The sequence below is a fragment of the Kitasatospora sp. NE20-6 genome (assembly GCF_045862635.1).
The window spans coordinates 1-12,982 of the sequence record NZ_BPRL01000027.1 but is presented as its reverse complement, the minus strand read 5'-3'; the positions used below and the strand labels follow the sequence as shown (position 1 = coordinate 12,982).

General features: G+C 74.4%; 7 protein-coding genes. 2 read left to right on the top strand and 5 right to left on the bottom strand.

Translation table 11 applies throughout. From position 1 onward, the window contains the following. The first annotated feature begins 87 nt into the window (after nucleotides 1-87). The gene (locus tag SNE206_RS20170) at nucleotides 88-1,272 is read left to right on the top strand and encodes an acyl-CoA dehydrogenase family protein (protein ID WP_407914825.1); all 1,185 of its coding nucleotides are present in this window, start codon (nucleotides 88-90) and stop codon (nucleotides 1,270-1,272) included. A gap of 66 nt (nucleotides 1,273-1,338) precedes the next feature. Here SNE206_RS20170 and SNE206_RS20165 read toward each other — a convergent pair whose 3' ends face one another. The 3 genes from SNE206_RS20165 to SNE206_RS20155 all read right to left on the bottom strand — a co-directional run bounded on the left by SNE206_RS20165 (nucleotide 1,339) and on the right by SNE206_RS20155 (nucleotide 4,608). Next, nucleotides 1,339-2,397: a sugar ABC transporter permease gene (locus SNE206_RS20165; protein WP_407914824.1), complete on the bottom strand. Its 1,059-nt coding sequence runs from the start codon at nucleotides 2,395-2,397 to the stop codon at nucleotides 1,339-1,341. Next, a complete protein-coding gene (locus tag SNE206_RS20160; protein WP_407914823.1) occupies nucleotides 2,394-3,536 on the bottom strand; it encodes an MFS transporter in 1,143 nt (380 codons plus the stop codon). Before SNE206_RS20160 ends, SNE206_RS20165 begins: the two co-directional genes overlap by 4 nt. A gap of 181 nt (nucleotides 3,537-3,717) precedes the next feature. Next, nucleotides 3,718-4,608 (bottom strand): LysR family transcriptional regulator, encoded by an 891-nt coding sequence (locus SNE206_RS20155; protein ID WP_407914822.1) that lies wholly within the window; start codon nucleotides 4,606-4,608, stop codon nucleotides 3,718-3,720. A gap of 98 nt (nucleotides 4,609-4,706) precedes the next feature. Between SNE206_RS20155 and SNE206_RS20150 the strand changes: the two genes are divergently transcribed. Then, nucleotides 4,707-5,084 (top strand): YybH family protein, encoded by a 378-nt coding sequence (locus tag SNE206_RS20150; protein WP_407914821.1) that lies wholly within the window; start codon nucleotides 4,707-4,709, stop codon nucleotides 5,082-5,084. 83 nt (nucleotides 5,085-5,167) lie between these two features. Here SNE206_RS20150 and SNE206_RS20145 read toward each other — a convergent pair whose 3' ends face one another. Both SNE206_RS20145 and SNE206_RS20140 read right to left on the bottom strand, forming a co-directional pair. Next, nucleotides 5,168-7,690: a SpoIIE family protein phosphatase gene (locus SNE206_RS20145; protein WP_407914820.1), complete on the bottom strand. Its 2,523-nt coding sequence runs from the start codon at nucleotides 7,688-7,690 to the stop codon at nucleotides 5,168-5,170. A gap of 70 nt (nucleotides 7,691-7,760) precedes the next feature. Further along, a complete protein-coding gene (locus SNE206_RS20140) occupies nucleotides 7,761-12,350 on the bottom strand; it encodes a HAMP domain-containing protein (protein WP_407914819.1) in 4,590 nt (1,529 codons plus the stop codon). Nucleotides 12,351-12,982 lie beyond the last annotated feature (632 nt).

The following is a 12,982-nucleotide window of genomic DNA, read 5'->3' as shown; positions in this document are numbered from 1 at the left end:
TCGGCGGCGTCCGGGGCCGACCAGTTCCACGACCAGAACGTCGGACGGTCGTGTCATCGGGTTCCCAATGGATCCGGAGGAATCGTCATGAAAGATCACGAAGCAGCGGAATCCGGGTACGGCCTTCCCGCCTGTCCGGACGCGGCGGTCGAACTGCGCGGCAGGGTCGCGGAGTTCGTCCGGGCGCGGGTGATGCCGTGCGAGACCGTCCTCGACGCCGGCGGCCCCGCCGCCCGTACGGCACTGGCCCGGCTCCAGGACGAGGCCCGGGCGGCGGGGCTCTGGGCGCTGCCGCTGCCCCGCGAACTCGGCGGCCAGGGCGTGCCGTTGTCCGTCCACGCGCACCTCGCCGAGGCCGAGGGCGCCAGCGACCACGGCCCGGCCGCCCTCGGCTCGGCCCCGCTGCTCGACGTGCTGATGCTGCGGCGCCACGCCTCACCGGCCGTGCGCGAACGCCACCTCCGGCGCATCACCGCAGGCGAGCTGCGGACGTGCTACGCGATGACCGACCCCGACTCCCCCGGCACCGACCCGGTGACGACCTCGACCCGTGCCGTCCGGGGCGAGGACGGCCGGTGGACCCTGCACGGCCGCAAGTGGTTCACGACCGGGGCCGGCGACGCCGACCTGGTCACCGTCATGGCCCGCACGAGCGGCCGCGCACCGGACGCCGACGGCCTGTCGCTGCTGCTCGTGCCCACGTCGGCGCCCGGCTTCCGGGTGGTCCGCGAGCTGCCGGTCCTCGGCGCGGGCGGGCAGTGGGAGATCGAGCTCGACGGGGTCACGGTGCCCGCCGACCACCTGGTCGGCGCACCCGGCCAGGCCCTGCGGATCGCCGGCGAACGGCTGTGCCTGGGCCGCCTCCTGCGCTGCCTGCGCTGGCTCGGCCAGGCGGCCCGGGCCTACGAGCTGATGTGCGGGCGGGCCCGCTCCCGCACCCAGGCGGCGGGCCCGCTCGCCGACCGCCAGCTCGTCCAGCAGCTCGTCTTCGACTCCCTGCTCGCCATCCGCACCACCCGCCCGCTCGTCCACGAGGCGGTGGCCCGCCTGGACGCCGGGCAGGACGCGCGGATCGAGACCGGACTCGCCAAGGTCGCCGCGGCCCGCATGCTCCAGCAGGTCACCGACGCCGCCGTCCAGGTCCACGGCGCGGCCGGCCTCGGCCCGGACACCCCGCTGCCGGCCCTCTTCCGGGCCGGCCGCGCGGCCAGGCTGCTGGACGGCCCCGACGAGCTGCACATCGCGGCCGTCGCCCGCCGGGTGCTGCGCTGACGCCGCCGTCGTCCCGTCCGGCCCGGCGGGACCGGATCGCGAAGAACCCGACCGGCCCGGCCCGGATCAGAACGCGAAGGGCCCGACCAGTCCGGTGAGCACCGCCAGCCCCAGGGCCAGGAAGAAGTCGCCCCACACCAGTTCGTGGCGGACGGCCAGGCCGCGCTCCGCGTCGTAGCACCCGTCGAGCAGCGCTCCGGCGGGCGACAGGTGGCGGGTGCAGAGCCGGTGCAGGACCAGCTCGGCGCGGGCTGCCAGCAGGTCCGCGGTGCGCCCGTCCGAGGCCGCCCGGGCCAGCGCGGCCAGCTTCAGGGCGGCGACCGCCTCGACGGCCGCCGCCGACGTGTCGGGCGGTCCGCCGCCCGCGCCGGCCCGGGGCACCGGCGGCGCCCCGGCCACGAGCCGCAGCGCGACCAGGCGGTCCACGGCCTCCCGCAGCCCTCCGCCGGTGCCGGCGCCGGGCACGGCCGCCCCGTCGGCCGCCCCGAGCAGCAGCCACGCCGCCGTCCGGCTCCAGCCCGGCGCCGGTTCCGCGCATCCCTGCCAGCCGCCGGGCAGCGCCGCCCAGGCCGGGCGCGGCGGATCCTCGCCGAGGCACAGCTCCAGATGCCGCATCAGGTGCGAGCGGGCGGCCTCCGCGCCGGCGGCCCCGGCCCGGGCCAGCAGCGGCACGGTGCCCGGTACGCCGTCGGCGCGGGCCAGCAGCCGGGGCCCGCCGAAGGCGCTCCCCCACGGCACGACGCCCAGCTCGCGGTCGAACGCGGCCAGGCAGGCGTGCGCGGCCCGCTCACGCAGCCCGTCCGCCGTGCCGCCGGCCGCCGCGGTGCCGTACCAGAGGATCATTCCCCGTGTCGCCGTGTCCTCCCCCGCCCAGTCCGCCAGGCGCCCGGTGCAGGCCCGGGCGGCCTCCGCATCGGCACGGTCGCCGGAGGCCAGGGCGCGCAGCCGGAGCAGCCCCGCCCAGAACCCGCCGGTCCATGACCCGCGGCCGGTCGTCGTCCACCGCCCGGTGTGCGGGTCGGCGTACAGCGGGAAGCGCGGCCCGACCTCCGCGGCGGTCGCCGCGACCCGGCCGAGCACGGCGGCCAGCGCCGGCTGCGCCCAGTGCGGCCCGGCGCGGTTCACGCCGTCACCGGGCGGGGCCTGCGCACGGCGAGCGGGGCGGTGACGGCCGCGGCGGCCGCGAACTCGGCGGCGACCAGCAGCCAGCCCGGCCCGTACCCGGCCGCCGACACGGCCCGGGCGAACACCGGCGGGCCGATCGCGAACCCGGCGAAGAAGCCCGCCGACACGATCGCCGAGTCCTGCCCGGCGCGCCCCGGCGCCGAGCTCCGCATCACCAGCACCATCGACACCGCGTTCGCCGACACCGCGAACACCCCCACCGCCGCCGCGCCCGGCCACACCAGCGCCGGCAGCAGCACCGCGGCGGCCAGCAGCAGGGCCGCACCGACCGCGCCCAGCGAGAGCACCGACGGCAGCGCCGCCGCCCGGCCCTCCCGGTCCGCCATCCGCGACCAGCCGACCCGTCCGGCCATCCCGGCCAGGCCCAGCACCGCCACCGGCAGGGCCGCCACCGTCGCCGGGAGGCCGAGCCGCTGGGTGCCGAACAGCGCCAGGTACGTGTTGACCGACGCCACGCCGCAGCCGAGCAGCAGCGAGAACACCGCCAGCCGGCCCGCCACGGCGCCCGCCGTACCGGACGGCACGGCGCCCGGGGCCGGTTCGGGGTCCGCGGGCAGGGCGCGTGCCGCCCATCGGGCGGCGAGGGCCGCCGCACCGGCCGCCGTCCACACGGCGCCGCGCCAGCCGACGCCGGCGGCCAGCAGCGACAGCGGGAGGCCCGCCGCGAACGCACCCGCCTGCACCCCCGACTGCTTCCACCCCGTCACCGCCCCGCGCCGCCGCGGTGCGAACGCGGCGAGGATCACCTTGTTCGTCGCCGGGTTGGCCAGCGCCTGCGGAAGTCCGCCGAGCGCCACCGCGCCCAGCAGCAGGCCGGCCCCCGGTGCCGCGGCGATCAGCCCGAGCGAGACGGCCGCCAGCAGCAGCAGCGCCACCACGCACCGGCGCGGCCCGGCCCTGTCGACCAGCCGCCCCGCGACCGGCGAGAGGAGCGCGGCCGTGCCGAACCCGACGGTGGTGGTGAGGCCGAGCTCCGTCCGCGACAGGACCGACCCGCCCACCAGGCGCGGTCCGAGTGCGCCCAGCAGGAACAGCTGCATCATCGAGAAGGCCATGGCGCACGTCAGCAGCGCCGTCACTCCCGGTCCCGACCGGGGCTCCCCGCCACCACGCACCGTCATCCCCGCAACCGCCTTCCCGCGCCGGCGCCCGCCCTGGCCGCTCGTCAGACAGTCGCGTCCGTGCTCCGCCGGGTTCCCGGCGCCCCGTTCGGCGACCCGTTCGCCGGCCCGGCGCACCACCGCACGGGCGGGCGGCCCGTCACACCGGCTCGGGGACGGCGAACGCCTTCCTGCCGTGCACCAGCAGCTCACGCACCGCGGGGTTGTGGGTGCTCCTCCAGACCAGGGCGAGCACCGCCGGCGTGTCGACGTCGTCGATGGTGCGGGCGGTCAGCCGGTCCCGGTGGTCCGCGGCCATCGAGGCGCTGAGGACGGCGACGCCGAGCCCGCGGGCGGCGAGGTCGACGACGGCGTCCGCGGCACCGGCCTGCAGCGCGATCACGGGCCGCAGGCCCTGCGCGGCGCAGGCCCGGTCGAACACCGTGCGCAGACCGGTGCCGGGCGGCATGCAGACGATCGGGTGGGCGGCGAGGTCGCCCAGCGTGACCCGCGGCCGGTCCGCCAGGGGGTGCCCGGCCGGCACTGCGGCGACGAGCCGCTCGCTGACGATGGTCAGCGCCTCCAGCCCGTCGGGGGCGGCGGCCGCGGTGCCGACGAGAGCGAGGTCGGGAGCACCGGCGCGGACCCCCTCGACGAGCCGGTCCGAGGTGTCCTCCAGCAGCGCGATCTCGACCCCGGGGTGCGCCCGGTGGAACGCGGCGAGGGCGTCGAACAGCGGGGTGACGGTGCAGCCCGTGACCATCCCGACCGTGAGCCTGCCCCGGATCAGGTCGGTCACCTCCCCCACGGCCTGGCCGACGGCCCGGGCCGCGGCGAGCGCGGCGCGGGCGGGTTCGAGCGCGGCCTTCCCGGCGACGGTCAGGGTGGCGGTGCGGGCCGACCGGTCGAACAGCTCGGCGCCGAGCTCGCGTTCCAGCCGGCGGATCTGGGCGCTGACCCCGGACTGGCTGATGTGCACCCGCTCGGCCGCGCGGGTGAAGTTCCGCTCCTCGGCGACGGCGACGAAGTACTCCAGCTGGCGCAGTTCCATGACTGTGGATTCTAGCTTCCAGCAGATCCATCTGTTGGACTTCCGGCAGGCGGCCGACCAGGCTGGGAACCGACGGAACCGCACACCAGGAGGAACCCATGCCGGAGTACGAGCCGGAGTACGAGAAGGCCCTGCGGCCCGAGGACATCACCCGCCTGTTCGTCGAGCGGTCCAACGCCGGTGACGCGGCCGGGGTCGCCGCCCTCTACGAGGAGGACGCGGTGATGGCCTACCCGCCCGGCCGGCTGACCGTGGGCCGGGAGGCGATCCGCGCGCTGTGGGAGAAGGTGCTGGCCGGCCGTCCCCGCTTCGCCCCGGAGGAGCCGTTGCCGACACTGGTCAGCGGCGACATCGCCCTCACCTCGACCCCGCCGAAGGACGGGAGCGGCGCCCGGGCCCAGGTCGTCCGGCGCCAGCCCGACGGGAGCTGGCTGCGCCTGCTCGACCAGCCGGAGTTCGCCCCGCCCACCACCTGAGGCGGACCGTACGGCGCCGTCCCGCTCCGCCTACCGGGGCAGCGTGGCGTGGATGTCCTTGCCGTCCGGGCGCGTGCGGGAGTTCACCCGACCTCGATCCCGATGATGCAGGTGTCGTCGTCGGTGTCCGCACTGCTGTAGGTGAGCAGGTGGTCGAGCCTGCTCTCCAGCAGCGACCGGTCCTCCGTCTGCCGGAGGCGGAGGGCGGTCTCCAGGAGCTGGCCGAGCGACTCCTCCAGCGAACGGTCCTTGCGTTCGACCAGACCGTCCGTGTACATCAGCAGGGTGTCGCCGGGCTCCAGTTGGACGTGCCCCTCCTCGTACTCCGCGTCGCCGATCGCCCCCAGCAGGATGCCGCCGAGCCTCGGCAGGGTGTCGGCGCCGTCGCGCCGCAGGAGCACCGGGGGAAGGTGACCGGCACGGGCCCACCGCATCGACCTGGTCCGCGGGTCGAACAGCGCGCAGACCGCGGTCGCGGTGGCGCTCTCGGTGAGGTGGAACGCCACCACGTTGAGCCAGGAGAGCAGTTGGGCCGGTCCGGCGCCGGTGGCGGCGAGCCCCCGGAGCGCGTTGCGCAGCGCGACCATGCCGGTGGCGGCGTCGATGCCGTGGCCGGCGACGTCACCGACGCAGAGCATCACCTGACCGGTGGGCAGGGTGACGGCGTCGTACCAGTCGCCGCCCACCGCGTGCTCCTCCTCCGCGGGACGGTAGCGCACGGCCACGTTGAGGCCGCCCAGCCGGAGCGGTCCCCGGTTGGGCGGCATGATGGCGTGCTGCAGCTGAAGCGCGAGCCGGTCGCGCTCCGCGGACCGCGCCTCGGTGTCCGCCAGCCGGTCACGGGTCGCGGCGAGGGCGACCTCCGTCCAGTGCTGGGCGGAGACGTCCTGGTAGGCGCCGCGCACGGCCACGAGCCGGCCCACGGCGTCCAGGACGGGCTCGGCCACCACCCGGATGTGGCGGTTGACCCCGTCGGCGCGCTGCAGGCGGAAGGCCGTGGAGGCGGGCTGCCGGTGGTGGAGCACGGACCGCAGGAACCTGCCGATGGCGTGCGCGTCATCGGTGTGGGCGCTCGCCGCGAGCTGTTCGAGCGCGACGGGCACCGCGGTGGCGGGCAGCCCGTACAGGTCGAAGAGGGTGTCGTTCCAGGTGATCTCCCCGGTCCGCAGGTCCTCCTCGAACCCGCCGATCCGGCCCAGGCGTTGAGCGTGCTGGAGGAGGCTGGCGACACGTCGGGCGTCGTCCTCCGGACGCCACACCACGATGACACGGTCGGCGTGCCGGCTGATGGCCACGGCGGCGGTCGACCGCAGCGGCACGTCGTCCACCAGGGCGGCGAGCTGCATCCTCGCCTCCCGGAACGGCTCGCCGGTGGCGTGGACGCTCTCGACCTTCTCGAAGAGGCCGCCGGGTTCGGCGGCCATCGGGTAGGCCTCCAGCAGGGTGGCGCCGGCGACGGCGCTGCGGGGGCGGCCGGCGAAGTCGAGGAAGTTCGGGTTGACGTGCTCGACCGCGAAGTCGGACGGCTGCCCGTCGCCGTCGAGGACCGGCCGCAGGATCAGCGCCGCGTCCTGCAGGCCGTCGGTGAGCTCGCGGAGCTCCCAGAGCTGGGCGTCGGCCCCGGGACCGTAGCGGCGGTCGGCGGCGGCGGGCCGGTCCTCCATGGCGTGCGCGCAGAGTTCGGCGAGCGCCTCGATCTGGCGCAGGATGCGGGGTGCGGGCGGCTCGATCGCCTCGGCCCAGCAGAGCTCCAGGACGCCGGAGATGCGCCCGTTGACGCCCGCGGGGACGGCGATGCGCCCGCCGGAGAACTGGTACTGGCCGACGGACGGCAGGGCGAGGGTTCCGTGCACGGCCGGGCCCCGGTCGGCGAGGGCCCGGGTGGCGGGGGTGTGGACACCGGGCGGCACGTGGTGCCAGCGGCGGGCCTCCTCCGGGGAGAACCCCGCGCTCCCGGCCAGGGCGAGCGAGCCGTCGGCCTGCGCCGCCCAGACGGCCACTGCGGTGGCGCCGAGCGGTGCCAGCGCGTGGGCCATGAGGGAGTCCGCCACGGCCTGGACGTCGCCGGTCCGCAGGCTCGTCCCGGCGGCGCGGAGCCGTACCGAGAGGCTCTCGGGCGGCGCGGCGGCGGCGGTCGTGGCGGTGGCGGTGGCTGTGGCCGTGGCTGTGGCTGTGGCTGTGGCTGTGGCGACGAATTCGCGGGCCACCTCCGTGAAGCGGTCGCGGGAGGCCTGGTCGATGAGGTCCGCCGCGAGTTCGAGGGGCGGCACCCCGGCCTTCCGGGCGAGGTCCGCGAGCTGGCGCCCGGCGAGGGCGGGCCCGCAGCCGAGCCGTTCGACCAGGATCCCGGTGGCGAGCTCGACGAGGGCGCGACCGTCGGCGGCGGCGTGCGCGTCGGCGACCTCCGCGCGCAGCCGTTCGACGGTCGACGCGAGCCTGCCCACGACCCCGCCGCCCCCGGGGGGCCTCACGGTGCCCGCTGCTCCGGAGGCGTCGACGGCGGTGCCGTCGCCGGTCCCGCCGGTGGGGCGGGTGTGCTGCTGCGGGACGGCCACGACCGGCGGCAGGCCGACGGCGCCTCCGTGCGGTGCGGGGGGTGTGGTCACCGACTGCTCCTCGATGGGCGGGTGCGGGGTGGGCGGACCGGGCGGGGCCGCCGTCGGCACTGCGTCGGCGCTAGGGATGCAGCCACCGCTGGATGCAGGCGATCAGGTCGCGGGCGTCCACCGGCTTGGTGACGTAGTCGCTGGCCCCCGAACCGAGGCTCTTCTCCCGGTCACCGGGCATCGCCTTGGCGGTGACCGCGATGATCGGCAGGTCCGCGTGGCCGGGCATCGCCCGGATCGCGGCGGTGGCGGTGTAACCGTCCATCTCCGGCATCATCACGTCCATCAGGATGAGGTCGATCCCCGGGTGCGAGGTGAGGACGTCGATCCCGGCCCGCCCGTGCTCGGCCTGCAGGACGCGGATTCCGTGGAGTTCGAGGATCCCGGTGATGGCGTACAGGTTGCGGTCGTCGTCGTCCACGACCAGCACGGTGCGGCCCGCGAGGGAGCCGTCCACGTCGTGGGCGACATGGCGGGCGGGCTCGTCGGCGCGGACCAGCGGGAGCACGTCGCCGGGCTGCTCCGCACTCAGGTGCAGGGCGATACGCTCGCGCAACTCGTCCAGACTGGAGAGGAGTTCGAGCGGCGGTACGGCGGAGCGCCCCTGGAGGGCACGTTCCTGGGCGCTGCCGAGCCGGCGGTTGTTGTGTGCGAGCACGGGCACGCCGTGCAGCGCCGGGTCGCGTTCCATCTGGTCGAGGAAGCGCAGCGCGGCGCCGTCCGCGAGGTCGAGCTCCAGGACGACGCAGTGGAAGGCCCGCCCCGCGAGGGCGGCGGCGGCCTCCTGCGCGCCCACGGCGGTGACGAGTTCCACCGGGAGGGAGTCCGCGTGGTCGGCGAGGTCGGCGACGGCGCTCTCGGCGACGAGGGACAGCAGGCCCCGGGGGCGTTCCTCGACGACGAGGAGGTGCTTGCGGCGGGGCACGGGGGCCGGGGCGGCCGCCGCGGGGATGCGGGCCGCCTCCTGCGGTTCGGCGCCGCCGGCCGGGCCGATCTCCCGGACGGGCCGGTCGGCGGCGAGGGCCGCGGACTCCACGTCGGGGTGGGTGGCGGGCAGGTAGAGCGTGAAGGTGCTGCCCCGGCCGGGCTCGCTCTCGGCGGTGATGGCGCCGCCGAGCAGGTAGGCGATCTCGCGGCTGATGGAGAGTCCGAGGCCGGTGCCGCCGTACTTGCGGCTGGTGGTGCCGTCGGCCTGCTGGAAGGCGCCGAAGACGCTCTCCAGGTGCTGCGGGGCGATGCCGATGCCGGTGTCGACGACGTGGAACGCCACGACAGGGCCGCCGCGGCGCGCGACCTCGGGGATCCGTGACTCGTCGGCGGGCTCGATCCGCAGCGCGACCCGGCCGCGTTCGGTGAACTTGACCGCGTTGGAGAGCAGGTTGCGCAGCACCTGCCGCAGCCGGTAGTCGTCGGTCAGCACGTCGACCGGTACGCCCGCGGCGGTGGTGACGTCGAAGTCGAGGCTCTTCTGGCCGGTCAGCGGCCGGAAGGTGGCCTCGACGTAGTCCAGCAGCTGGCGCAGCGGGATCCGTTCCGGCGTCACGTCCATCTTGCCGGCCTCGACCTTGGACAGGTCGAGGATGTCGTTGATCAGCTGGAGCAGGTCGGAGCCTGCGGAGTGGATGATCCCGGCGTACTCGACCTGCTTGGCGGTGAGGTTGCGGGTGGGGTTCTGCGCGAGCAACTGGGCCAGGATCAGCAGGCTGTTGAGGGGCGTACGCAGTTCGTGGCTCATGTTGGCCAGGAACTCCGACTTGTACTTCGAGGCCAGCGCGAGCTGGTGGGCGCGGTCCTCCAGCTCCTGGCGGGCCTGCTCGATCTCCAGGTTCTTGGTCTCGATGTCGCGGTTCTGCGCGGCCAGCAGGGCGGCCTTCTCCTCCAGTTCGGCGTTGGAGGACTGCAGTTCCTCCTGCCGTGCCTGCAACTCCTCGGACCTGACGCGCAGTTCGGCGGCGAGTCGCTGCGACTCCCCGAGGAGCTCGTCGGTGCGGGCGTTGGCGACGATGGAGTTGACGTTGACACCGATGGTCTCCATCAGCTGTTCCAGGAAGGCCCGGTGGACGTCGGTGAACCGGTGCACGGTGGCCAGCTCGATGACGCCGAGCACCTGTTCCTCGACCACGATCGGCAGGACGACGAGGTGGACGGGGGCGGTGGAGCCGAGCCCGGACGAGACGGTGACGTAGCCCGCGGGCAGGTCCTCGACGAGGATCATGCGCTTGGAGCGGGCGGCCTGGCCGACGATGGAGCTGCCGAGCGCGAAGCGGGTGGGCAGCCCGTCACCGGCGGGGTAGGCGTAGGAGCCGATGAGCTGGAGTTCGGTGCCGCCGGGGGTGTCCTCGGCGAGGTAGAAGGCGCCGTACTGGGCCGACACCAGCGGGGTCAGTTCGTCCATGACGAGTTCGGCGACGACGCCGAGGTCGCGGCGGCCCTGCATGAGGCTGGAGATCCGCGCGAGGTTGGACTTCAGCCAGTCCTGGTCCTCGTTGGCCCGGGTGGTCTCGCGCAGCGACTCCACCATGAAGTTGATGTTGTCCTTGAGGTCGGCGACCTCGCCGGAGGCGTCCACGGTGATCGAGCGGGTCAGGTCGCCCTCCGCGACGGCACCGGTCACCTCCGCGATCGCCCGGACCTGCCGGGTGAGGTTCCCCGCAAGCTCGTTGACGTTCTCGGTCAGACGCTTCCACGTGCCGGAGACACCCTCGACCTCCGCCTGCCCGCCGAGCCGGCCCTCGCTGCCGACCTCGCGCGCCACCCGGGTCACCTCCGCGGCGAAGGAGGAGAGCTGGTCGACCATCGTGTTGATGGTGGTCTTCAGCTCCAGGATCTCCCCGCGCGCGTCGACGTCGATCTTGCGGGTCAGGTCGCCCTGCGCGACCGCCGTCGTGACCTGCGCGATGTTGCGCACCTGACTCGTCAGGTTGTGCGCCATGAAGTTGACGTTGTCCGTGAGGTCCTTCCACGTGCCCGCGACGTTCGGCACCCGGGCCTGACCCCCGAGGGTGCCCTCCGTGCCGACCTCACGCGCCACCCGCGTCACCTCGTCCGCGAACGCCGACAGGGTGTCGACCATCGTGTTGATCACCCCGGCGAGCGCCGCGACCTCGCCCTTCGCCTCCACGGTGATCTTCTGCGACAGGTCGCCGCGCGCCACCGCCGTCGCCACCTGCGCGATCGACCGCACCTGCCCGGTCAGGTTGGACGCCATCACGTTGACGTTGTCCGTCAGGTCCTTCCACGTCCCCGACACCCCGCGCACCGTGGCCTGGCCGCCGAGGTTGCCCTCGGTACCGACCTCGCGCGCCACCCGCGTCACCTCGTCGGCGAACGCCGACAGCTGGTCGACCATCGTGTTGATGGTCTCCTTCAGCTCCAGGATCTCCCCGCGCGCATCCACCCGGATCTTCTGCGACAGGTCGCCCTTCGCGACCGCCGTGGTCACCTGCGCGATCGACCGCACCTGCGCCGTCAGGTTGTCCGCCATCACGTTCACGGACTCCGTGAGGTCGCGCCAGGTGCCCGACACGTCACGGACGTCGGCCTGACCGCCGAGGCGCCCCTCCGTGCCGACCTCGCGCGCCACCCGCGTCACCTCGCCCGCGAAGGAGGAGAGCTGGTCGACCATCGTGTTGATGGTCTCCTTCAGTTCCAGGATCTCGCCACGGGCCGTGACCGTGATCTTCTGCGACAGGTCGCCCTCGGCAACGGCGGTCGCCACCTGCGCGATCGACCGCACCTGCGCCGTCAGGTTCCCCGCCATGAAGTTGACCGAGTCCGTCAGGTCCCGCCACGTGCCGGAGACGCCCTTGACGTCGGCCTGACCCCCGAGACGCCCCTCCGTACCGACCTCGCGCGCCACCCGCGTCACCTCGCCCGCGAACGCCGACAGCTGGTCGACCATCGTGTTGACGGTGTTCTTCAGCTCCAGGATCTCGCCGCGCGCGTCCACGGTGATCTTCTGCGACAGGTCGCCCTTCGCGACGGCCGTGGTGACCTGCGCGATGTTGCGCACCTGGTCGGTCAGGTTGCCCGCCATGAAGTTGACCGAGTCGGTCAGGTCGCGCCAGGTGCCGGCGACTCCGGGCACCTGCGCCTGGCCGCCGAGGCGGCCCTCGCTGCCGACCTCGCGCGCCACCCGGGTCACCTCCGCGGCGAAGGAGGAGAGCTGGTCGACCATCGTGTTGACGGTGTTCTTCAGCTCCAGGATCTCGCCGCGGGCAGCCACGTCGATCTTCTGCGACAGGTCGCCCTTCGCGACGGCCGTCGCGACCTGCGCGATGTCGCGCACCTGGCTGGTGAGGTTCCCCGCCATCGCGTTGACGGAGTCGGTGAGGTCCTTCCACGTGCCCGACACCCCGGGCACCTCGGCCTGACCGCCCAGCCGCCCGTCCGTGCCCACCTCGCGCGCCACCCGGGTGACCTCGGAGGTGAACAGCGACAGCTGGTCGACCATGCCGTTGAAGACGGTGGCGATCTCGCCCAGCAGACCGTCGGCGTCGTCCGGGAGCCGGGTGCCGAAATCGCCGTCCCGCACCGCCGTCAGGCCGGCGAGCAACTGCCGGAGTTCCGGCTCCCCGACCGCCCCGCCGGCCGCCCCGCCGGCCACCGATCGACCGCGACGCGCGTTCGGCAACGATCCGCCCACGGAGATGTCCGCCATAACCGACCCACATCCACTTCGTCGACGCCGTCGCCGACCCCGTCCGGGCACCGTCGTCGGCACCCGCCTGTCCGGACCCAGCTCCGCACGTGCACCCGGAGTGAGCCGTTGGCGAGGCTACCCCACCTCGGACGGCCCCCGGAGATGGAGTTGACGATCCCGCGACAGGAACGCCGTCACCCCTGCGGCCTGCGCGGGAGCCCTCCGACGTCAACGGCGCGGACGCGCACGGCACCGCGTGGCCGCGCGGTCTCCGGCCGGGCCGCGCTGCCCTGCTGCCCCGCCGCGCCGCTCGGCCGTGCTGCCAGGCCGTGCTGTCCGGCCGTGCTGTCCGGCATAGCGTTCACTTTTCATCCATTGCAACGAGCGAGTGGCTGACGTTGCATTAGATGCGTTTCCATTGCAACGATTATGCGGCCTTGAGCTGCAATGACAACGGTTTAGCGCAACAAGTGCCTTGATGAATCCTCGAACGCAACGTAGCGTTTGCGATGTCAGAAACAACGGACCGAGGAGCACACCATGCAGAAGTTCGACACCCCCACCCCGATCACCGCCGTCCTGGACATCCCCGCCGGACGCATCCGGCTCATCGCCGCCGACCGCACCGACACCACCGTCGAGATCCTCCC

Excerpts from the sequence above, each read along its gene's own strand:
- SNE206_RS20150 (WP_407914821.1), top strand. The coding sequence starts at position 4,707 with ATGCCGGAGTACGAGCCGGAGTACGAGAAGGCCCTGCGGCCCGAGGAC.
- SNE206_RS20155 (WP_407914822.1), bottom strand. The coding sequence starts at position 4,608 with ATGGAACTGCGCCAGCTGGAGTACTTCGTCGCCGTCGCCGAGGAGCGG.
- SNE206_RS20140 (WP_407914819.1), bottom strand. The coding sequence starts at position 12,350 with ATGGCGGACATCTCCGTGGGCGGATCGTTGCCGAACGCGCGTCGCGGT.
- SNE206_RS20170 (WP_407914825.1), top strand. The coding sequence starts at position 88 with ATGAAAGATCACGAAGCAGCGGAATCCGGGTACGGCCTTCCCGCCTGT.